The organism is Duganella lactea (assembly GCF_009857505.1).
Classification (GTDB): Bacteria; Pseudomonadota; Gammaproteobacteria; order Burkholderiales; family Burkholderiaceae_D; genus Rugamonas; species Rugamonas lactea.
The window spans coordinates 48,467-68,338 of sequence record NZ_WWCP01000031.1 but is presented as its reverse complement, the minus strand read 5'-3'; the positions used below and the strand labels follow the sequence as shown (position 1 = coordinate 68,338).

Sequence of the window (19,872 nt, the reverse complement as noted above, 5' to 3'; positions counted from 1 at the left end):
AAGGCGGTGATTAGTGCTGTCGTTCACAAACTGACGCATCTGATTTATGGTGTCATCCGTACTGGCAAGCCTTTCGACCCCAAATACTTATCGAAAAAGCTTGCCATTCAAGACGGTATCTGACACCCGTTTTTTACTCCGTGGCGTAGAGGCCGAGGGCGATCACGGGGAAGCAGAGGCCGGCCCACAGCACGCCGGTCCAGCCGTGCGCGGCGTACATCCAGCCGCCCAGCGAGGAGCCGATCGCGCCGCCCATGAAGAATAAGGCGATGTACAGGCCGTTCAGCCGGGAGCGGATCTCCGCCGGCAGTGCGAACAGCGCGCGCTGCCCCGTCACCAGATTGGCCGAGACGCCCATGTCGAGGATGATCGAGGTTAGCACCAGCACGCCCAGGTCGACCAGGCGGCTGCTGTGGATGAGCAGCGGCAGCGCGAACGCCAGCGTGCCCAGCATCAGCGCGATGATGGTGGTGGAGCGGCTTTTGCCCTGGTCGGCGCGGTGGCCGGCGATCGGCGAGGCGATCGCGCCCGCCACGCCCACCAGGGCGAAGAGGGCGACGCCGGTCTGGCTGAGGTGGAAGTAGGGACCCGTCAGTTCCAGCGAGACGCAGGTCCAGAACATGCTGAAGGCGCCGAACATGCAGGCCTGGTAGGCGGCCCGGCGGCGCAGCACCGGCGTGGTCTTCAGCAGGTGCCACAGCGATCCCAGCAGCGCGAAGTAGTGCATGCCACTCTGCGGCTGGCGCTGCGGCAGCCTGGCGCGCAGCAGCAGCGCCAGCGCGGCCATGGTGATGGCCGACAGCACGAAGATGGCGTGCCAGCCGAAGGCGTCCGTCACCAGGCTGGCGACCGGCCGCGCCAGCATGATGCCCATCATCAGGCCGCTCATGACTTTGCCGACCGTTTTGCCGCGCGTCGCCGGCTGTGACAGGTGGGCGGCGATCGGCACCACGATCTGCGCCGCCACCGAGCCGATGCCGATGCACAGCGAGGCGAACAGGAACAACCTGGCGCTGCTGGTGAACGAGGCGGCCAGCAAGGCCAGCGCGGTCAGCAGCAGGGCGGTGACGATCAGCCGCCGGTTCTCCAGCAGGTCGCCCAGCGGCACGATGAACAGCAGGCCGAGGCAGTAGCCGACTTGCGTCAAGGTGACGATCAGCCCGGCCGCGCCGGGATCGAGGCCGGTGGCGGCGCTGATCGGGCCGATCAGCGTTTGCGCGTAGTACAGATTGGCGACGATCAGGCCGGTCGCGATGGCGAGCAGCCAGACCATGCCGGGAGAAATGTCTTGATGGGCGTGGGACTGGCTCACGTCGGGCTCCGGAAAACGGGAAAGGCCGACATTCTAACGGCGTCGGCGATTTGCCGCTGAGCGCGCCCCAACTTTTACAGCCCCGCTTGCGCGCGCTTCAGCGACTGGCGCACCTCGGCGGTGATTTCGTAGGAGCGCAGCCGCTGCGTGTGCTCGTAGATCTGCGAGGTGATCATCAGCTCGTCGGCGCCGGTGCGGGCGATGAATTCTTGCAGCTGCCGGCTGACCGTCGCCGGCGCCCCGATCGCGCTGCATGACAGTACCGAGTCCAGCATCGCGCGCTCGGACAGGCCCAGCGTGTCGAGATAGCCGGCCTTGGGCGGCGGCAGTTGCCCCGGCCGGCCGCTGCGCAGGTTGACGAAGGCCTGCTGCATCGACGTGGCGCGGAAGTGCGCCTCTGCATCGGTGTCGGCGGCGAAGACATTGAAGCCGAGCATCACGTAAGGCTGGGCCAGTTGCGCCGATGGCTGGAAGTTGGCGCGGTACAGCGACAGCGCCTGCTGCATCATCTGCGGCGCGAAGTGCGAGGCGAAGGCGAACGGCAGGCCGAGATGCGCGGCCAGCTGCGCGCCGAAGGTGCTGGAGCCGAGTATCCACAGCGGCACCTTGGCGCCTTTGCCGGGCACGGCCAGCACGCGCTGGCGCGGACTGTCGGACAGGTAGTCCTGCAGTTCCAGCACGTCTTGCGGGAAGGCGTCGGCGTCGCTGTCGAGGTTGCGGCGCAGCGCGCGGGCGGTGGTCTGGTCGGAGCCGGGCGCGCGGCCCAAGCCGAGGTCGATGCGGCCGGGGAACAGCGCTTCCAGCGTGCCGAACTGCTCGGCGATCACCAGCGGCGCGTGGTTCGGCAACATGATGCCGCCGGCGCCGACACGGATGCTGCGGGTGCCGCCGGCCACGTGGGCCATCACCACCGCCGTGGCGGCGCTGGCGATGCCGGGCATGCCGTGGTGTTCGGCCAGCCAGTAGCGCTGGTAGCCCCAGCGTTCGCCGTGCTGGGCCAGGTCCAGCGTGTTGCGGAACGAGACCGAGGCATTGCTGCCTTCGGCAATCGGGGAAAGATCGAGTATCGAGAATGGAATCATGGGGGTGGTCTCTCTGGTTGGTACATGCCCATTGAAAGCGTGTGGGTATAATTCTTTCTAAATGGACAGACAAGCATACACAGATTGGGCCCGGCGTGCTGGCCACGCCCTGATTGCCCTGGCGGTGATGCTGGCGCCCGCCGCCGTCGCCGCACCGTTGCTGACGGTGGCGGTCGACACCGGCACGGAAATGCCGATGGCCGGTTTCAAGGACGGCCAGTTGGCGGCGGGCTTCCATAAAGATTTGGGCGAAGCGCTGGCCGGCAAGATGGGCCGTGCGGTGAATTTCCTGCCGCTGCCGCGCAAGCGCATCGCGATGGCGCTGGAGGACGGCCAGGCCGACATGGTCTGCCTGTATTTGCCGCCCTGGTTGCCGGGCAAGTTTCAATGGACGCGCGGCTTTTTCCCGGTGGCCGAAGTCGTGGTGTCCTCCACCGCCGTTCCCCGCCCGAAGACACTGCGCGATTTATCCGGCCAGCCAATTGCCACGGTATTGGGATATTACTATCCCGAGCTGGAGGCGGCGCTCGGCAAACAGTTTGTCCGGGATGATGGCTATTCGTCATCGGGTAATCTGCGTAAAATAGCCGCCGGGCGTTTGCATCATGCTATTACCCAGCAAAACACGCTTGATTATTATCTCAAGGTTGGTGAGAAACTATCGATCCACCCGCCTTTGGTGATAAAACGTTACCAGGCGCGTTGCGCGCTGTCGCCCAAGGGCCGGGTGCGCGTCCCGGAGATCGGGAAGGCCATTGACCAGATCGTTAAAGACGGAAGTGTGAACAAAATAATCAGTAATTATCAAAGTCATCTCAGATAATGTTTTATTTTGTCGACGGTTTTTAAAAATATTTTTCCCGCCGCGTGCTTTTGATTTACGATTGGAAATCGATAGGGCATTCGCCTTATTCTCTTTTTATTCCAATGTAAATATTAATCCGATGGCACGCGCTATTTTATTCGCCTTGATGCTGGCTTGCTGCCAGACTGTTTTCGCCGCCGGTCAACTGTACCGCGTCACGCACGATGGCAAGACCAGTTATCTCTACGGCACCATCCACGTCGGGCGCGGCGGCGGCTATCCGCTGGACGCGGTCGCCTCGCGCGCGCTGCTCGATTCCAAGGCGCTGGTCATCGAGCTGGACATCCGCGAGGACAAGGCTTTTCAGCTGGCGCTGGCCCGCCATGGCCGCTACCCCAACGGCGACGTGGTGCAGAATCACCTGACGCCGGCGACGTTGCAGAAAACCGTGCAGGCGCTGGCGCGCGCCGGTATTCCGCTGTCGTCGGTGCAGCATTACAAGCCGTGGCTGATCGCCAACCTGCTGGTCGGCGCCGAGCTGGACAAGAACGGCTACCAGCGCAGCGAGGCCGTCGAGTACGCGCTGCTGGCCGCCGCGCAAAAGCAGGACAAGACGGTGCGCGAGCTGGAGAGCGCGGATTATCAGCTCAGTCTGTTCGACAGTCTGGACGCGCGGCAGCAGGAGCTGTATCTGCTGGAAAACCTGGCCGATCTCGACGACGGCGATTCGCTGAAAAAATCGCAGGCGCTGATCGAGGCCTGGCGCGCCGCCGACAAGACCGGTATTCAGGCGGTGTGGAAAACCGCCACCACCGGCGACAGCATTTCGGCCGGTTTCATGAACCGTGTGCTGCTCGGCAAGCGCAATCCCGAGATGGCGGCCAACATCGAACGCATCATGCAGCAAGACCAGGTGGCCTTTGTCGGCGTCGGCCTGCTGCATCTGGTGGGGGATGATGGCTTGCCGCAGTTGCTCAAGCGGCGCGGCTATCAGGTCGAGCAGCTGTATTAGTATTAATAAGCCATGACCGTGCCGTTGCTGTAGCGGACGCGGTCGCCGATTTTGTAGCTGGGCGACGATTCCACCATCACCATCTGGCTGCTGCCATCGTCCATGCGCACGGTGACGCGATAGACCTTGTCGGTCGGCGCGCCGGTGGTGCCGCCGGCGGCCGCCGCGCCCATCGCGCCCATGGCGGAGACGCCCACATCCTGACGCTGCATCTGGTCAATGGCCTGCACCACGCCGTAGCTGGTTTGCGCCTGCTGCGATTGGGTGTTGGCGCCGGCCATCGAGCTGGTGCCGCTGGAACCTGTGCTGCCGGAGCTGCCCGAGCTGCCGCTCGCATATCCGCTGCCGCCGGTCGAGCCGTTATTCATTCTGTCGGCGCAAGCCGTCACAGCGGATGCGCACAGTACCATGGTACAAAGAGTCGATTTCTTCATGTCTGCCTCCCTAAATATCTTCAGAGCGGCGCGTCCGGCGCATCGTTCCCGAACCTTGGGTCCCCATTGATATACATCAATTGAACCATGCAATCTGCACGCAATAATTGTCCGGTATCACTTTTAAAGGACAGCGATATGTTGACATGCGTGACAGATACCCTTATCGAAGAGTTAACTGACGCCAGCTGCGACGACCTCCGCAGCCGGCATGTCTTTCGTCAGGCACTGCACGGCCTGGTGCGCGTGGCCAAGGCCGAACAGTTGCGGGAAATGCGCGCGGACGTTGCGCTGGCGATCGGTGCGATCAGCCAGCCGGCAAACTGCGATAGCGATTCCAGAGCGCCCACATGAACCCGGCGGCCAGCATGGACGCGGTGCAGTCGACCATCCAGTCGGACACGGCGCCGTGGCGGTAGGGCAGCAGCGATTGCACCGCTTCGTCGATGGCGCCCATGACGGCAATCGTCAGCACCGCTTTGCCCGCGCGTTGCGACGGCGTGCCGCCGCCGCCGGTGAAGAGCAGGAAGGTCAGCCCGGCATAGGCGAGGGAATGGAGGATCAGGCCGGAGGCGACCTGGGCGATGTCCTGGCGTGCGCCGGGTATCGAACCGATGATCAAAATCAGCAGATACAGCACGATGGCAGTCCGGTAGCGCAGACGGGCGTGAGAGTCGGTGAGGAGGATTTGCTTGAGCATGAGCACACGATACCATGCGCTGCAAAAATTGGGGAGTGGTGCACCGGAGTCCCGGTGCACCTGTACTTGAGTCATGCGTATCGGTCGCATGTACTTAAGATGTGACCAGTATAGGCGGCGTTTGTGACGCGATCATGACACCAGGCAAAAAAAAGCCCGCTTACGTTAGCGGGCTTAAAACTATTTTCTTGGAGGAGAATAGTGGAGACAGGAGTGATTATGCTGCGTCGCAAGATATCTGTCTAATTGTTCTTTCAGATACCAGACATCAGATAGACGCATATCTCAGTCATTGGACCGGGACGGTGTAGTTCAGCGCCAGGCGGCCACCGTCGACGTACAGCGTCTGGCCGGTCATGTAGCTGGCGTCGTCGCTGGCGAGGAAGGCGGCGATCGAGGCCACTTCCTCCGGTTCGCCGCAGCGGCCCATCGGTGTGCGCGACAAAATGGTGTGGCGCGCCTCCGGGCTGGCCATCACCGCCTGCTTGGCCAGCTCGGTCAGGATGGTGCCGGGGCCGATGCCATTGACGCGGATGCCGTGCTCGACCAGGTTGAGCGACATCACCTTGGTCAGCTGGTTGATCGCGCCTTTCGACACCACGTAGGGCACCTGGTTCGGAATCGCCAGCTCGGCGTTCACACTCGACATATTGATGATCGCGCCGCCGCGCTGCCTGACCATCACGCGCGCCACCGCCTGGCCGCACAGGAACATCGACTTCAGATTGATGCGCAGCACGCGGTCGAAATCATCCTCGCTCACATCGAGGAAGTTGGCGGCGTGGGTCACGCCGGCGTTGTTGATCAGGATATCGACGCGGCCGAAGGCGGCCAGCGTGGCGGCCACCATCGCGTCGACATCGGCCTTCTGGCTGACGTCGGCGGCGAAGAAGCGCGCCTGTTCGCCCAGCGCGGCCGCGGCGGCGGCACCCTCCGGTTTGATGTCCACCAGCATGACCTTGGCGCCTTCGGTAATCAGGCGTTGCGCGCAGGCCAGGCCGATGCCCTGGGTGGCGCCGGTGACGATGGCGACTTTATCGGTTAATTTCATGGGAATTGCCTTGTGGTGGTGAGAGGGCAAATTTTAACAGCCACACCGGGGCGGGTTACAATAGAGGGTTTGCAATTTTCAACAAGGGGGCCGTCGTGACTTTTATCAACAAATTATCTGCCGCCTGGACGGCCAACGACTCCCTGCTGTGCGTCGGCCTGGACCCGGACATGGCCAAGCTGCCGGCCCAGTTCCACGGCGATCCGCAAGGCATCTACCACTTCTGCCGTGAGATCATCGACGCGACCGCCGACCTGGCATGCGCGTTCAAGCCGCAGATCGCCTACTTCGCCGCGCTGAGCGCGGAAGGTCAGCTGCAGCAGATCTGCGACTACGCGCGCGCGCACTACCCGCACATTCCGCTGATCCTCGACGCCAAGCGTGGCGACATCGGCGCCACCGCGCGCCAGTACGCGCGCGAAGCCTACGACCGCTATGGCGCCGACGCCGTCACCGTCAACCCCTACATGGGCTTTGACTCGGTGGAGCCATACATGGAGTGGCGCGAGCGCGGCGTGATCATCCTGTGCCGCACCTCCAACGCCGGCGGCTCCGACCTGCAGTTTCTGGACGTCGGCGGTCAGCCGCTGTACCAGCATGTGGCGCGGCTGGTGTCGGAAAAGTGGAACGCCAACGGCCAGTGCGCGCTGGTGGTGGGCGCCACCTTCCCGGAAGAACTGGCGCAGGTGCGCGCCATCGTCGGCGACATGCCGCTGCTGGTGCCGGGTATCGGCGCCCAGGGTGGTGATATTGCCGCGACGGTCACATCGGGCCGCACGGCCGATGGCGCCGGCATGATGATCAACTCCTCGCGCGCCATCCTGTACGCGGCGCAGCGGACCGGCGAAGACTTCGCCGCCGCCGCCCGCCGCGTCGCCGAAGAAACCCGCGACGCCATCAACCAGCACCGCTAAAAAACGGGTGTCAGGTCTGACAAAAGCACACGGCCTCAACTGCGTAGCAGTTGAGGCCGTGTGCTTTTGTCAGACCTGACACCCGTTTTTAGTTGCGTTCGCGCAGGATGCGGTTGACGCCGGCCACGTGGCGCACGTTGCGCAGCAGGCCGGCCAGGTGCACCCGGTCCTTGACCTGCACCGTGAAGCGCAACTGGTGCAGCACGTTGTCCTTGTCCTCGTCCATGCCGACGTAGGTGATGTTGGCGTCCGATTCACCGATCTCCGCCGCCACCCGCGCCAGGATGCCTTTCTCGTTGTTGATCAGCAGCTTGATGCGGCTGTCGAAACGGCGGTTCAGCTCGGTGCCCCACTTGACCGCGATCCAGCGGTCCGGTTCCTTGGCCTTCTGGCGCTTGGCCTGCGTGCAGTCCGAGGTGTGCACCAGCAGGCCCTGGTCGCGCCGCAGCTGGCCGATGATGGCGTCGCCCGGAATCGGCAGGCAGCACGGCGCCAGCTGCACCGACACGCCCTCGCTGCCGCAGATGGTGACCGGGTCCAGCTCGGCCGCGCTGTTGTGGTCCACCGGCGCGCTGGCCGATTCACCGCCACGCAGGCCGAAGATGTGGCGCGCCACCAGCGCCGCCATGCGCTTGCCGACGCCGATGTCGGCGTACAGCTCGTCGAGCGACTTGGCGCTCGATTCCTTCAGCAGCCGCTCGGTCAGCGGCTCTTCCAGCTCCGGACTGATGCCCAGCGACGACAGCGACTGCGCCAGCAACTGCCGGCCCAGCGCGATCGATTCCGGCAGGTTGATGGTGCGCAGATGATGGCGGATCGCCGAGCGCGCCTTGCCGGTGCGCACGAACGACAGCCAGCTCGGGCTCGGCCGCGAGTTGGCGTCGGTGACGATCTCGACGATGTCACCATTGCGCAGCTCGGTACGCACCGAGGCTGGCTCGTTGTTGATCGTCACCGACACCGTGTGGTCGCCAATGCCGGTGTGAATCGCATACGCGAAGTCGATCGGCGTGGCGCCGCGCGGCAGCGCGATGATCTTCGACTTCGGCGTGAACACGTACACCGAGTCCGGGAACAGGTCGACCTTGACATGCTCCAGAAACTCGGCCGAGTCGCCGGTCTGCTGCTGGATGTCGAGCAGCGACTGCAGCCACGCGTGGGTGCGCTGCTGCAGGTCCGACAGGTTGGCCTCGCCGTCCTTGTACAACCAGTGCGCCGCCACGCCCGATTCGGCGGTGCGGTGCATTTCCTGCGTGCGGATCTGGAACTCGACCGGCGTGCCATACGGGCCGATCAAGGTGGTGTGCAGCGACTGGTAGCCGTTCAGCTTGCGGATCGCGATGTAGTCCTTGAAGCGGCCCGGCATCGGCTTGTACAGCGAATGCAGCGTGCCCAGCGCCACGTAGCAGTGCTCGAAGCTGTCGACCACCACGCGAAAGCCGTACACGTCCAGCACCTGCGAGAACGACAGGTGCTTGCTGCGCATCTTCTTGTAGATGCCGTACAGCGTCTTTTCGCGGCCGTACACCTCGGCCGGAATGGCCGCCGCGCTCAGCGTGCCCTTGACCGATTCGAGGATCTTGGTGACCACCTCGCGGCGGTTGCCGCGCGCCGCCTTGACCGCCTTGGCCAGCGTGCGGTAGCGCAGCGGGAACAGGTGGGCGAACGACAGGTCCTGCAGCTCGCGGTAGATGTTGTTCAGGCCAAGCCGGTGCGCGATCGGCACGTACACTTCCATGGTCTCCTTGGAGATGCGGGCCTTGGCGGCCGGCTTCATCACTTCCATGGTGCGCATATTGTGCAGGCGGTCGGCCAGCTTGATCAGGATCACCCGCACGTCCGAGGCCATCGCCAGCAGCATCTTGCGGAAGTTTTCCGCCTGCGCCTCGATCTGGCTCTGGAACTCGATTTTCTCCAGCTTCGACAGGCCGTCGACCAGGTTGGCCACCGGCGCGCCGAAACGCTCGATCAGCTCGTCCTTCTTGACGTCCTGGTCCTCCATCACGTCGTGCAGCAGCGCCGCCATGATCGCTTGCGCGTCGAGCTTCCAGTCGGCGCAGATCTCGGCCACGGCGATCGGATGCGAGATGTACGGCTCGCCCGATTTGCGCAACTGGCCGAGGTGCATCTCGTCGGAGAAGCGGTACGCTTCCTTGACCTTCTTCAGGTCGGCGGCCGTCATGTAGTCGGCCAGTTTTTCAGTCAGATGGGATACCGACGCGACGCCTGCGGTCAGTGCAGGGGGCGTGGCCAGGGGCGACGAGGAAATCACGGGAGCGGCTGGGGGTGGGGCGGATGGAACGGTGGGACTGGCGTCCGCTGCGTTGGACTCGGACGTGGCTTTGGCCGGCGCTTGGGCCGGCCGTTTGGCCCGGGCGGGCTTGCCACTCAGTGTCGGATCGGCAGGGATCAGATTCATACGTGTGCGTTCCGTCTAGAGGAGAATGTCGCGTTGCTGCTAAAACATACCACATTCACACCGAGGGGAACGCAGCCCAACTTACATTGGGACTTTCTTCAACATTTCCAGACCGACCTTGCCGGCGGCGATTTCACGCAGGGCGACGACGGTGGGCTTGTCCTTGGCTTCGACCTTCGGGGTGTGGCCTTGCAGCAGTTGGCGGGCGCGGTAGGTCGCGGCCAGGGTCAGCTGGAAACGGTTCGGTACGTTTTTCAGACAATCTTCAATCGTAATGCGGGCCATCTAAAACTCCTAAAATCTTGTGTATTTATTCAGCGTGGATGCCCAGTTGGGCAAAGAGCGAGGCGTTGCGTGCCGCTTGTTGCGCAAACCGGCAACGGGCCGCTCGGACTATCGCGGTCAATTCCGACAGCGCGACGTCGAATTCTTCGTTGATAATAGCATACTCGAACTCGGGCGCGTGGGCGATTTCGCCGCCCGCCGCCAGCAGCCGTTTGGTGATCACGTGCGGCTCGTCGGTGGCGCGTTTGTTCAGGCGTTCCTCCAGCGCCGCGATCGACGGCGGCAGGATGAAAATACCGGCCGCCTGCGGGAACAGTTTCTTCACCTGGCGCGCGCCCTGCCAGTCGATTTCCAGCAGCACGTCGGTGCCCGTTTGCATCTGCTCCTCGACCATCAGGCGCGAGGTGCCGTAGTAGTTGCCGTGCACCTCGGCCCACTCCAGGAACTCGCCGTCCTTGGCGCGCGCGACGAAATCGTCGGCGCTGGTGAAGTAGTACTGCACGCCGTGGGTTTCGCCCGGCCGCGGCGCGCGGGTGGTGGTGGAAATCGACAGCTTGATGGTCGGTTCCTGGGCCAGCAGCGCGTTGACCAGCGTCGACTTGCCGGCGCCGGACGGCGCGGCGACGACGATCAGGCTGCCCGAAAATGCCTTGCTTGAGCTCATGGGGGATCTTTCAAAAACGTCAGCGGACGACTCGGTGAGCGTCGCCCAAAGATGTATTTTACCAAGAGCAAGGGCAGCGGTTCAATTTACAGCAGAGACAGGAACTGCCGCGCCGCCGCCGGCGCCCGCTCCTTGGCGCCGTTGATGAAGTAGACGTAGACCTGGCCGGACTGCGCCTCGGCCTGCCAGGCCTGTGCCTGCTTCAGCCATTGCTTCAAGGCCGGCCTGGTGTAGCCGGTGTCGATGTCGCCGCGCGCGTCCATCAGACGGAGGTAGACGAAGTCGCCGGTGATCCGGTCGAAGTGGGGGAATTTGGGCGAGTCGGTGATGACGGTGGCGACCTGGTGCTTGCGGGCCAGCTGGAGGTACTCGTCGCACAGAAAGCTGTCGTGGCGTGGCTCCAGCACGTGCCGCAAGGTGCGCTTGCCGAGCCTGGCCGACAGCAGCTTGAAGAAGGCGGCGATGTCGTCCGGATCGAACTGTTTGGTGGCGGCCAGCTGCCACAGCATGGGGCCGAGTTTGTCGCCCAGCTCGGTTAGGCCGCTGTCCATGAAGCGCGCGATCGATTCGCCGGCCTCGGCCAGCACCTTGCGGTGGGTGGCGTAGCGCGTGGCCTTGACCGAGAAGACGAAATCGTCCGGCGTTTTCTCGGCCCAGCTGGCGTAGTGTTAGGGCTTGGCGGTGCGGTAGAAGGTGCCGTTGATTTTGATGCTGGTCAGCTGCCGGCTGGCGTAGTCCAGCTGCTGTTTGAGCGGCAGGCCGGGCGGGTAGAAGCTCTGCCGCCACGGCGCGAAGTCCCAGCCGCCGATGCCCGCCCTGATCTGCGCCATGATCCGTCTCCTGATAGTATGGGGTTTTAGCCGACCACGGGATATACCATGAAAGAGCTGATCATCGTCGCCACCATCACGGCCCAAGAGGGCTACGAAGTGCTGGTGCGCGAGGCGCTGCAACAGGTCGTGCCACCCAGTCGCGCCGAGGCCGGCTGCATCCGCTACGACCTGCACATCGATCTGGGCAACCACGCCAGCTTCATCATGCTCGAAGCCTGGCGCGACGAAGCCGCGCTGGCCGAACACGAAGCCACGCCGCACTTCCAGCAACTGGTCGACCGCATCGGCGGCAAGGCCGACCTGCAGATCCTCAAGCTCAATCAGGTCTTGTAAGCACGGACCCGGATAATCCGGACGTAAAAAAAGGAGCCGCGGCTCCTTTTGATTATTCCAGGTTCTGCACCTGCTCGCGCATTTGCTCGATCAGCAGTTTCAGCTCCATCGAGGCGTCGGCCAGTTCCTTGACCGAGGCCTTGGCGCCCAGCGTGTTGGCTTCGCGGTTCAGCTCCTGCATCATGAAGTCCAGGCGTTTGCCGACCTGGCCGCCTTTCTTCAGGATGTGACGGGTTTCGGTCAGATGCGCCGACAGCCGGCCCAGCTCCTCGGCCACGTCGATGCGGATGCCGTACAGGATCACTTCCTGGCGGATGCGCTCCAGCGCGTCCTGACGCGACAGCGCCGAATTCGATCCCTGGCACGCCAGCCCCAGCGCATCCTGCATGCGCTCGATGGCCTTCTGCTGGAACGCCGCCACCACCTGCGGAATCAGCGGCGTGATGCGCTTGACGATGCCTTCCATCGCCTCGATGCGCGACATCAGCATCGCTTCCAGCGCCGCGCCTTCGCGCTGACGGCTGGTGACAAAGGCCGCGATGGTGCGCGCGGCGAGGGCGGCCACATCCGCCTGCAGCGATTCCTGGCCGATCTGCGCCTCTTCGATCACGCCGGGCCAGCGCAGCAATTCCGCCACGGACATCGTTTGCACCCCGGGGAACAGGCCGCCGACTTCGCCCTGCAGGCGTTGCAGCTCGGTCAGCAAAGGCAGATTCAGCGCCTGCGTGCCGGCGGTGGCGGCCTTGCGCCCGAAGCTGAGCCGCAGCTCCACCTTGCCGCGGGTGATGGCGGCCATGATCGCCGAGCGTAAATCGGGTTCAAGCGCGCGCAAATCGTCGTTTATTCGGAACTGCAAGTCTAAAAACCGCGAGTTGACGCTTTTGATTTCGATCGTCAGTGTTCCCGCCGCACTCTCACTTGTGGCGACAGCGTAGCCCGTCATGCTGGAAATGCTCAATGGATATCCCCGATTTAATCTTTACAAAACAGTGATTTATCAACACAATCAAGTGGTCGAAGCGAGGAACCTGATGGCCCCACAGAACAACGCCTCGCTACCGGATGGTCTGGAAATTGCTGGATATCGCATTGTAAAGAAAATTGCGTCCGGTGGGTTCAGTATTGTTTGCCTCGCACATGACAGAGCGGGGCGCACGGTCGCCAAGGCCGGTCCGGAACCAGCGCGCCGGCGGCGTGAAAGTAGATGAATTTCTCATCCGCGCGATCGTCAGCATGCCCGGCCCGCGCCGTTGTATTCCGCCGGCTTGTGGTCTATGCTGCCGGACGAAGAACTGGTGCGCGCCGCACCGGCTTCACCAACCCATGAATAAGGAACTGTATGACTTTTGTATCCCGTCCCAGCCGCCGCCCGGTCGACGCGCTGCGCGCCCTGCGCCTGACCCGCGACTACACCAAGCACGCCGAAGGCTCGGTGCTGATTGAATGCGGCGACACCAAGGTCATCTGCACCGCCAGCATTGAAGAGAAGGTGCCGGGTTTCCTGAAAGGGAAGGGCCAGGGCTGGCTGACCGCCGAATACGGCATGCTGCCGCGCTCCACCCACAGCCGCATGGACCGCGAGGCGGCCAAGGGCAAGCAGTCCGGCCGCACGCAGGAAATCCAGCGCCTGATTGGCCGCTCGCTGCGCGCCGCGTTCGACCTGGAAGCCTTCGGCGAGCGCACCTTGCATCTTGATTGCGACGTGATCCAGGCCGACGGCGGTACCCGCACCGCCTCGATCACCGGCGCCATGGTGGCCGCGTATGACGCCTTCTCCAAGCTGGTGGCGCGTGGCGCGATCCCGGCGATCCCGCTGAAGCACTTCGTGGCGGCGATCTCGGTCGGCGTGTATCAAGGCATGCCGGTGCTGGACCTGGACTACGTGGAAGACTCCAACTGCGACACCGACATGAACGTGGTGATGACCGACGCCGGCCACTTCATCGAAGTGCAGGGCACCGCCGAAGGCGCCGCCTTCGACCGCGCCGGCATGAACCGTTTGCTGGACCTGGCGCAGGGCGGCATCGCCGATCTGGTCAAGCTGCAAAAGCAGGCGCTGGGCATCGGCGCATAGATATTTTTTTGGTGAGGGTCCATGAAGGTATCCCACATCGGCAAACTGGCGACGCGATGCCTTGCGGGCGTGGCGTTGCTGTCGGCTTTAGCCTGCTGGCAGGCCGCCGTCGCCGCGCCCTGGACCGGCCCGGTCGCCGGACCGGCCGCGCAGCGCGACAAGCGCATCACCTTCATCTCCTACGATTTACGCAATGGCGGCATCACCGCCGCCTATCGCGGCCTGTTCACCGCCGCCAGGGAACTAGGCTGGCAACTGGAACTGGTGGATGGCCACGGCGACCATAACCTGATCCGCGCCGCCTTCCGCGGCGCCGTCGCCCAGCGGATCGACGGCATCGTCATCGGCGGCTTCGATACCGACATCCTGGCGCCCGAGCTGCCACAGGCCAGGCAGGCCGGCGTGGTGCTGGTGGGCTGGCACGCCGCCGCCTTGCCGGGACCGGCCCGGCCACTGTTCACCAATGTCAGCACCGCGCCGGAGGAAGTGGCGCGGATCGCCGCCGAATTCGTGATCAACAGCGCCACCGGGCCGGTCGGCGTGGTGATCTTTAACGATGACCGTTTTCCCATCGCGAACGTCAAGGCGGGGCGCATGGCGCAGATCATCGCCCGCTGCGCGCACTGCAAGCTGCTGGCGATAGAGAATATCCGCATCGAGCAGGCGCGCGCCAGCGTGCCGGATGCCGTCGCCCGCCTGAATCGCCAGCACGGCAGGGCCTGGACGCATAACCTGGCCATCAACGACGCCTATTTCGATGCGATGAATGTCGCGCTGGTGTCGCAGCGGCGCGCCGATATCCGCAATGTCGCCGCCGGCGACGGCTCGGCGGTGGCGATCAGCCGCATCGGCTCCGGCATGTCGCAGCAGATGGCCACCGTGGCGGAACCGGCCAGCCAGCAGGGCTGGCAGATCGCCGACGAATTCAACCGCGCCTTCGCCGGCCATCCGCCGAGCGGCTACGTGAGTGAGCCCATCATGGTGACGCAGGCTTTTCTGGCGGCGCCGCGCGGCGCCGATATCGAGGCCGATATCCCGTACCGGCAGGCTTACCGGCGGATCTGGCAGATCCGCGGCGACCAGGCGAAGTAGCGGCGGCAAGGGGTACAATGTCGGCTTCCTTGCTTTACGTAGCCGATCCATCATGAGCCAACGCCTGATCCTTGCCTCCAACAACCAGGGCAAACTGAAAGAGTTCAACGAACTGCTGTCCACCGTGGGCTTCGCCGTCCACGCCCAGGGCGAATACAACGTCCCGGAAGCGGATGAACCTTTTCACACGTTTGTCGAAAACGCACTGCAAAAGGCGCGTCACGCCTCGCGCATCACCGGCCTGCCGGCGCTGGCCGACGATTCCGGCGTGTGCGTGAATGCGCTGGGCGGCGCGCCCGGCGTGTATTCTGCGCGCTTTGCCGGCGAGCCGAAATCGGACGCCCGCAACAACGAGAAAATGATCGCCGAACTGGCCAGGCACGACGACAAGTCGGCCTACTACTACTGCGTGCTGGTGTTCGTGCGTCACGCCGACGATCCGCAGCCGATCATCGCCGATGGCCGCTGGAACGGCGTCATGGTCGACACGCCGCGCGGCGAGGGCGGTTTTGGCTACGATCCCTACTTCTTCATCCCAGCGCTGGGCAAGTGCGCCGCCGAGCTGGCGCCGCAACAGAAAAACGCCTTGTCGCATCGCGGCCAGGCGCTGCGCGCATTGGTAGAGAAACTGAAATGATCCCGATTAAAATCGTCGGCGCCAGCAGCAAGCCAGCGCGCGACATCAGCGAGGCATCCGGCGTCGCCGCCAAGTATCTGCAGGGCGGCGCGTTGAATCTGACGGCGCTGCCGCCGCTGTCGTTGTACATACACTTCCCGTGGTGCGTGCGCAAATGCCCGTACTGCGATTTCAACTCGCATGAAGCGAAGGAGGGCGGCGCCTTCCCGGAGCAGGAATACCTGGACGCGCTGCGCGCTGATCTGGAACAGGCCTTGCCGCTAATCTGGGGCCGCAAGATTTGCACGATCTTTATCGGCGGCGGCACGCCCAGCCTGATGTCGGCGGCGGGCCTGGACCGCTTGCTGTCCGACGTGCGCACCCTGCTGCCGCTGGACAGCGACTGCGAGATCACGATGGAAGCCAATCCCGGCACCTTCGAGGCGGAGAAGTTCAAGTCCTATCGCGCCAGTGGCGTCAACCGGCTGTCGATCGGCATCCAGAGTTTCAATGCGCGCCACCTGAAGGCGCTGGGCCGCATCCATGATGACAACGAAGCGAAACGCGCGGTGGACATCGCCGTCGCCAACTTTGACAACTTCAATCTGGACCTGATGTACGCGCTGCCGTCGCAGACACTGGAAGAGGCGCGCTTGGATGTGGAGACGGCGATGTCGTTCAATCCGCCGCACCTGTCGCTGTACCATCTGACGATGGAGCCGAACACGCTGTTCGCCAAGTATCCGCCGGCGCTGCCGGACGACGACGCCAGCGCCGACATGCAGGACATGATCGCCGCGCTGACCGCCGCCAACGGCTACCAGCAGTACGAGATTTCGGCGTATGCGAAGCCCGGCAAGCGCGCGCGCCACAACCTCAATTACTGGGAGTTCGGCGACTACCTCGGCATCGGCGCGGGCGCGCACTCCAAGCTGTCGTTCCCGCACCGCATCCTGCGCCAGGCGCGCTACAAGCAGCCGAAGGCCTACATGGAGCAGGTGGCGCGCGGCACGCCGGTGCAGGAAGAGTATGAAATCCAGCGCGACGACATGGGCTTCGAGTTCATGCTCAATACGCTGCGCCTGCACGGCGGTTTCGATCCCAACCTGTTCAGCGAGCGCACCGGCATGAGCATCAACGCCATCGACCGGCAGCTCAACGCGGCGGAGGCCAAGGGGCTGCTCTACCGCGACCACCAGATCATCAAGCCGACCCATCTCGGTCAGCGCTTCCTCAATGATCTGCAGGAGATGTTCCTGAAGGGCTAAAACTCTTCCCAGTCCTTGTCGCTACCGACAGTGGCGGGTTTGGGCGTGGCGCGGCTGGCGCTGGCCAGCTTCGGTGCCGCCCGTTTCGCCGCGACCGGCGCCGCGGTTTTGGCCGGGGCGGGGCGCTTGGCCGGCGCCAGCTTCGGTTTCGGCTTGCTGGCGGTCGCCGGCGCTGCGTGCACACCCTCATGTCCCAGCCGGAACGACGACGCCACCTCGGCCAGCCGCGCCGCCTGTTCCTGCATGCTGGCCGCCGCCGCCGCGGCTTGCTCCACCAGCGCCGCGTTCTGCTGCGTCACGCTATCCATCTGGCCGATGGCGGTGTTGACCTGATCGATGCCGATACTCTGTTCGCTGCTGGCCGATGTGATCTCGCCCATGATGTCGGTGACGCGGCGCACGCTGGCCACCACATCGTCCATGGTGCTGCCGGCCTGCTGCACCAGCTTCGAGCCGATGTCCACCTGTTCGACCGAATTGCCGATCAACTCCTTGATCTCCTTGGCCGCGCCGGCCGAGCGCTGCGCCAGATTGCGCACCTCGGACGCCACCACCGCGAAGCCGCGGCCCTGCTCACCGGCGCGGGCCGCCTCCACCGCCGCGTTCAGCGCCAGGATATTGGTCTGGAACGCGATGCCGTCAATTACGCTGATGATGTCGAAGATCTTGCGCGACGAATCGTTGATCGAACCCATGGTGTTGACCACCTGGCCCACGATCGAGCCGCCTTTTTCGGCCACCTCGGACGCCGCGTGCGCCAGCTGGTTGGCCTGGCGCGCATTCTCGGCGTTCTGGCGCACGGTCGACGTCAGCTCCTCCATCGACGACGCGGTTTCCTCCAGCGAGCTGGCTTGTTCCTCGGTGCGCTGCGACAGGTCCATATTCCCCGACGCGATCTCGTTGGACGCGGTGGCGATGGTGCTGGTGCCGCTCTGCACCTGGCTGACGACATGGCGCAGCGCGTCGTTCATGCCGCGCAGCGCCTTCATCAAATCGCCGATTTCGTCCTTGCTGGTGTCGGCCGCGAACTGCGTGGTCAGGTCGCCGTTGGCCACGGTGGCGGCGATATCCACGGCGGACTTCAGCGGCACCGTGATCGAGCGGGAAATAACCCATGCCGCCACCGAGCCGATGGCCACCATCAGCGCGGCCAGCACCATCAGCAGCGCGTTGGCGCGGTCGTTGGCGGCGTCGATGGCGTGGGCGGTGTCGTCGATGGCCTTGCGCTGGTAGGCCAGCAGTTCATTGACCTTGCCCTGGTAGGCTTTGGCGGCGGGCACGAACGCGCCTTTGAACACGGCGTCGACGGCGGCGTCGTCGCCGGTTTTACGGACGTTGCCGACGTCGCTTTTAGCCTTCTGATAAACGTTGCGCAAGTTGGTCACGGTGTCGAAGATGGCGCGTTCCTCATCGGAGACGACCAGCTCCTTGACCTTGCCCATCAATTCGGCGCCGCGCTTGCTGCTGGCCGCGATCACGTCGGCGAACACGGTGGGCAGCGTCTCGTCCTTGCTGCGCGCGATCAGCTCGGTGCGCGCCACGGCCGAGTAAAGCAGCACATACCAGTCGGACACCAGGCGCTCCTTGGCCAGCGGCTTTTCCATCATCGCCCGCGTGGCCTCGGCGGTGGCGCGGGCGTTGACCAGCGCCACCGTGGTGGCCAGGATCGCCAGCAACAGCACCACGGCGAAACCGATGGCGAGGCGGGTGCCGATGCGCATCTGCGACAGAACGTTCATGATCCTCACTCCTACTGGAAAAGCAGGATTTCAGTATGCGCCAGTCCGGCGGCGAAGTGTACGCTCTGTTGCTGTTTGGTAACAGTTTAAAAGCCGCTCGCCTGCTTCAGGTCCGGCCGCTCGCACCAGCGGGCGAAGGCCTCGGCCAGGCGCTCGCTTTCACCGATGGCGTGGAGCCAGTCGCGGTTGCGGCGCGCGTGGTCCTGGCCGTAGACATGGAAGTCCTTGCGATCCGGCAACTTGGCGTTGGGCAGGCTGGCGACGAACGCGGCGGAGGGCGACACCAGGATCATATTGTCGAGCGCCTGGTCGCGCGCGCGGCGCCACGGCATCGACTTGTCGAGCCAGCCGGGCACGAGATAATCGCTGAAGTGTGGGTACAGCACCAGGCCGGGATCGCGCTGGTAGGGCAGGTGCAGGTGATAGTCGATCAAGCCGCCGTCCCAGTAGGCGCCGGCGGGCGCGCCGGCGAGGTTGGAGACCGCCTCCAGCACCAGCGGAATCGAGCCCGAGGCGAGCAGCGCGTCGCGCAGGTTTTGCGGCGACAGGTCGACGAAGTGATTGGCGAAGGCATCGAAGTCGTCGCGCAGCCAGCGCCCATCGTCCAGCGGATGGTGGAAGATCACGCGCTCCATCGACGCCGCCAGGCGCTTGCGCGACAGCGCGTTGCCGGCGGCGGCAAGCAGAAAGCCGGCCAGCTCGCGCCAGCGGGTGCCGTGGGCGTCGCGCAGGGCGCCAATGCCGCGCGCGGTGATGACCGACAGCTGATGGTGCGGATGCGTGAGCGGCTCGGCGCCGCAGCCGTCGAGCAGTTCATCGAGCAGCGCGCGGCAGGTTTGTGACACGTAGGCCGGCGTCACCTTGGCCGGATAGCGCTGGCCGGCGTACAGGCGCGCCAGCCGCCGGTGCGCCGCGACCGGATCATCGAAGGCCGAGGCGGCCATGCGCCAGGCGCCGATCGAGGCGCCGATGAGCCGGCGCTGGCGCGGCGCCTGGCGGAAGAACTCGCCGAACATCCAGCAATCGAGGCCATGCAGGATGAGTCCCTTGGGACCACCGGCGGCGGCCGGCACGATGGCGATATCTGCCGCCTGAACGCCATCGGCGGCAATGCGCTGCCGCGCCCGCTGCCCAAGGCGAATCGTAATCGGAGAAGTCATAGGCTATCCAAGAGTACGGTGTCAGGTCTGACATTCGCACACGGGCTCAACTGCTTCGCAGTTGAGCCCGTGTGCGAAT

19 protein-coding genes and 2 pseudogenes are annotated in these 19,872 nt (G+C 64.3%); 9 read left to right on the top strand and 12 right to left on the bottom strand.

Features of this window, described 5'->3' with window-relative positions:
• Window positions 1-133: 133 nt before the first annotated feature.
• Both GTP44_RS20790 and GTP44_RS20785 read right to left on the bottom strand, forming a co-directional pair.
• A complete protein-coding gene (locus GTP44_RS20790; RefSeq protein WP_161020907.1) occupies window positions 134-1,273 on the bottom strand; it encodes an MFS transporter in 1,140 nt (379 codons plus the stop codon).
• A 113-nt stretch (window positions 1,274-1,386) separates the two neighbouring features.
• The gene (locus GTP44_RS20785) at window positions 1,387-2,394 is read right to left on the bottom strand and encodes an LLM class flavin-dependent oxidoreductase (RefSeq protein WP_161020904.1); all 1,008 of its coding nucleotides are present in this window, start codon (window positions 2,392-2,394) and stop codon (window positions 1,387-1,389) included.
• A 61-nt stretch (window positions 2,395-2,455) separates the two neighbouring features.
• Between GTP44_RS20785 and GTP44_RS20780 the strand changes: the two genes are divergently transcribed.
• Together GTP44_RS20780 and GTP44_RS20775 are read left to right on the top strand one after the other, a co-directional pair.
• Window positions 2,456-3,217: a substrate-binding periplasmic protein gene (locus GTP44_RS20780; protein WP_161020903.1), complete on the top strand. Its 762-nt coding sequence runs from the start codon at window positions 2,456-2,458 to the stop codon at window positions 3,215-3,217.
• A gap of 121 nt (window positions 3,218-3,338) precedes the next feature.
• The gene (locus GTP44_RS20775; protein WP_160991028.1) at window positions 3,339-4,211 is read left to right on the top strand and encodes a TraB/GumN family protein; all 873 of its coding nucleotides are present in this window, start codon (window positions 3,339-3,341) and stop codon (window positions 4,209-4,211) included.
• A 2-nt stretch (window positions 4,212-4,213) separates the two neighbouring features.
• Here the strand turns inward: GTP44_RS20775 and GTP44_RS20770 are convergent, their stop codons facing one another.
• From GTP44_RS20770 to GTP44_RS20760, 3 genes are all read right to left on the bottom strand, one after another.
• Window positions 4,214-4,579, bottom strand: a complete 366-nt coding sequence (locus GTP44_RS20770) for a hypothetical protein (RefSeq protein WP_161020902.1) — start codon at window positions 4,577-4,579, stop codon at window positions 4,214-4,216.
• Between the two features lie 373 nt (window positions 4,580-4,952).
• The gene (locus tag GTP44_RS20765; protein WP_161020901.1) at window positions 4,953-5,345 is read right to left on the bottom strand and encodes a VanZ family protein; all 393 of its coding nucleotides are present in this window, start codon (window positions 5,343-5,345) and stop codon (window positions 4,953-4,955) included.
• Between the two features lie 289 nt (window positions 5,346-5,634).
• Window positions 5,635-6,396 (bottom strand): SDR family NAD(P)-dependent oxidoreductase, encoded by a 762-nt coding sequence (locus tag GTP44_RS20760; RefSeq protein WP_161020900.1) that lies wholly within the window; start codon window positions 6,394-6,396, stop codon window positions 5,635-5,637.
• Window positions 6,397-6,491: 95 nt separating this feature from the next.
• On the opposite strand from GTP44_RS20760, the gene pyrF reads away from it, so the two are divergent.
• Window positions 6,492-7,310, top strand: a complete 819-nt coding sequence (gene pyrF / locus GTP44_RS20755; protein WP_161020899.1) for an orotidine-5'-phosphate decarboxylase — start codon at window positions 6,492-6,494, stop codon at window positions 7,308-7,310.
• Window positions 7,311-7,398: 88 nt separating this feature from the next.
• Here pyrF and GTP44_RS20750 read toward each other — a convergent pair whose 3' ends face one another.
• From GTP44_RS20750 to GTP44_RS20735, 4 genes and pseudogenes are all read right to left on the bottom strand, one after another.
• On the bottom strand, window positions 7,399-9,729 hold the full coding sequence (locus GTP44_RS20750) for a RelA/SpoT family protein (RefSeq protein ID WP_161020898.1): 2,331 nt from the start codon (window positions 9,727-9,729) through the stop codon (window positions 7,399-7,401).
• An 81-nt stretch (window positions 9,730-9,810) separates the two neighbouring features.
• Window positions 9,811-10,014, bottom strand: coding sequence for a DNA-directed RNA polymerase subunit omega (gene rpoZ, locus GTP44_RS20745; protein ID WP_005665923.1), 204 nt, complete (start codon window positions 10,012-10,014; stop codon window positions 9,811-9,813).
• 25 nt (window positions 10,015-10,039) lie between these two features.
• Window positions 10,040-10,678, bottom strand: coding sequence for a guanylate kinase (gmk, locus tag GTP44_RS20740; RefSeq protein WP_160991034.1), 639 nt, complete (start codon window positions 10,676-10,678; stop codon window positions 10,040-10,042).
• Between the two features lie 86 nt (window positions 10,679-10,764).
• Window positions 10,765-11,508: pseudogene (locus GTP44_RS20735) on the bottom strand (DUF72 domain-containing protein).
• A gap of 48 nt (window positions 11,509-11,556) precedes the next feature.
• On the opposite strand from GTP44_RS20735, the gene GTP44_RS20730 reads away from it, so the two are divergent.
• Complete coding sequence (locus GTP44_RS20730) at window positions 11,557-11,844, top strand: putative quinol monooxygenase (protein ID WP_161020897.1); 288 nt, start codon at window positions 11,557-11,559, stop codon at window positions 11,842-11,844.
• Between the two features lie 52 nt (window positions 11,845-11,896).
• Here the strand turns inward: GTP44_RS20730 and GTP44_RS20725 are convergent, their stop codons facing one another.
• The gene (locus GTP44_RS20725) at window positions 11,897-12,787 is read right to left on the bottom strand and encodes a YicC/YloC family endoribonuclease (protein ID WP_160991037.1); all 891 of its coding nucleotides are present in this window, start codon (window positions 12,785-12,787) and stop codon (window positions 11,897-11,899) included.
• 88 nt (window positions 12,788-12,875) lie between these two features.
• Between GTP44_RS20725 and GTP44_RS20720 the strand changes: the two are divergent.
• The 5 genes and pseudogenes from GTP44_RS20720 to hemW all read left to right on the top strand — a co-directional run.
• A pseudogene (locus GTP44_RS20720) lies at window positions 12,876-13,007 on the top strand (serine/threonine protein kinase); the annotation flags it as partial.
• Window positions 13,008-13,183: 176 nt separating this feature from the next.
• A complete protein-coding gene (rph, locus tag GTP44_RS20715) occupies window positions 13,184-13,918 on the top strand; it encodes a ribonuclease PH (RefSeq protein ID WP_161020896.1) in 735 nt (244 codons plus the stop codon).
• 21 nt (window positions 13,919-13,939) lie between these two features.
• Window positions 13,940-15,010 carry a substrate-binding domain-containing protein gene (locus tag GTP44_RS20710; protein WP_161020895.1) on the top strand — a complete coding sequence of 357 codons (1,071 nt, stop codon included), beginning with the start codon at window positions 13,940-13,942 and terminating at the stop codon, window positions 15,008-15,010.
• Window positions 15,011-15,062: 52 nt separating this feature from the next.
• On the top strand, window positions 15,063-15,647 hold the full coding sequence (rdgB, locus tag GTP44_RS20705) for an RdgB/HAM1 family non-canonical purine NTP pyrophosphatase (protein ID WP_160991040.1): 585 nt from the start codon (window positions 15,063-15,065) through the stop codon (window positions 15,645-15,647).
• Entirely contained in the window at window positions 15,644-16,894 is a 1,251-nt protein-coding gene (gene hemW / locus GTP44_RS20700) for a radical SAM family heme chaperone HemW (RefSeq protein ID WP_161020894.1), read from the top strand. Before rdgB ends, hemW begins: the two co-directional genes overlap by 4 nt.
• Here the strand turns inward: hemW and GTP44_RS20695 are convergent.
• Window positions 16,891-18,633, bottom strand: a complete 1,743-nt coding sequence (locus GTP44_RS20695) for a methyl-accepting chemotaxis protein (RefSeq protein ID WP_161020893.1) — start codon at window positions 18,631-18,633, stop codon at window positions 16,891-16,893. The two genes, hemW and GTP44_RS20695, sit on opposite strands and share 4 nt — an antisense overlap.
• A gap of 86 nt (window positions 18,634-18,719) precedes the next feature.
• Window positions 18,720-19,793 carry a patatin-like phospholipase family protein gene (locus GTP44_RS20690; protein ID WP_161020892.1) on the bottom strand — a complete coding sequence of 358 codons (1,074 nt, stop codon included), beginning with the start codon at window positions 19,791-19,793 and terminating at the stop codon, window positions 18,720-18,722.
• Window positions 19,794-19,872: the final 79 nt, after the last annotated feature.

Bases quoted from the DNA above. Each gene is read 5' to 3' on its own strand.
- GTP44_RS20790 (WP_161020907.1), bottom strand. From the start codon at position 1,273: ATGGTCTGGCTGCTCGCCATCGCGACCGGCCTGATCGTCGCCAATCTG.
- GTP44_RS20785 (WP_161020904.1), bottom strand. From the start codon at position 2,394: ATGATTCCATTCTCGATACTCGATCTTTCCCCGATTGCCGAAGGCAGC.
- GTP44_RS20780 (WP_161020903.1), top strand. From the start codon at position 2,456: ATGGACAGACAAGCATACACAGATTGGGCCCGGCGTGCTGGCCACGCC.
- GTP44_RS20775 (WP_160991028.1), top strand. From the start codon at position 3,339: ATGGCACGCGCTATTTTATTCGCCTTGATGCTGGCTTGCTGCCAGACT.
- GTP44_RS20770 (WP_161020902.1), bottom strand. From the start codon at position 4,579: ATGAATAACGGCTCGACCGGCGGCAGCGGATATGCGAGCGGCAGCTCG.
- GTP44_RS20765 (WP_161020901.1), bottom strand. From the start codon at position 5,345: ATGCTCAAGCAAATCCTCCTCACCGACTCTCACGCCCGTCTGCGCTAC.
- GTP44_RS20760 (WP_161020900.1), bottom strand. From the start codon at position 6,396: ATGAAATTAACCGATAAAGTCGCCATCGTCACCGGCGCCACCCAGGGC.
- GTP44_RS20750 (WP_161020898.1), bottom strand. From the start codon at position 9,729: ATGAATCTGATCCCTGCCGATCCGACACTGAGTGGCAAGCCCGCCCGG.
- rpoZ (WP_005665923.1), bottom strand. From the start codon at position 10,014: ATGGCCCGCATTACGATTGAAGATTGTCTGAAAAACGTACCGAACCGT.
- gmk (WP_160991034.1), bottom strand. From the start codon at position 10,678: ATGAGCTCAAGCAAGGCATTTTCGGGCAGCCTGATCGTCGTCGCCGCG.
- GTP44_RS20730 (WP_161020897.1), top strand. From the start codon at position 11,557: ATGAAAGAGCTGATCATCGTCGCCACCATCACGGCCCAAGAGGGCTAC.
- GTP44_RS20725 (WP_160991037.1), bottom strand. From the start codon at position 12,787: ATGACGGGCTACGCTGTCGCCACAAGTGAGAGTGCGGCGGGAACACTG.
- rph (WP_161020896.1), top strand. From the start codon at position 13,184: ATGACTTTTGTATCCCGTCCCAGCCGCCGCCCGGTCGACGCGCTGCGC.
- GTP44_RS20710 (WP_161020895.1), top strand. From the start codon at position 13,940: ATGAAGGTATCCCACATCGGCAAACTGGCGACGCGATGCCTTGCGGGC.
- rdgB (WP_160991040.1), top strand. From the start codon at position 15,063: ATGAGCCAACGCCTGATCCTTGCCTCCAACAACCAGGGCAAACTGAAA.
- hemW (WP_161020894.1), top strand. From the start codon at position 15,644: ATGATCCCGATTAAAATCGTCGGCGCCAGCAGCAAGCCAGCGCGCGAC.
- GTP44_RS20695 (WP_161020893.1), bottom strand. From the start codon at position 18,633: ATGAACGTTCTGTCGCAGATGCGCATCGGCACCCGCCTCGCCATCGGT.
- GTP44_RS20690 (WP_161020892.1), bottom strand. From the start codon at position 19,793: ATGACTTCTCCGATTACGATTCGCCTTGGGCAGCGGGCGCGGCAGCGC.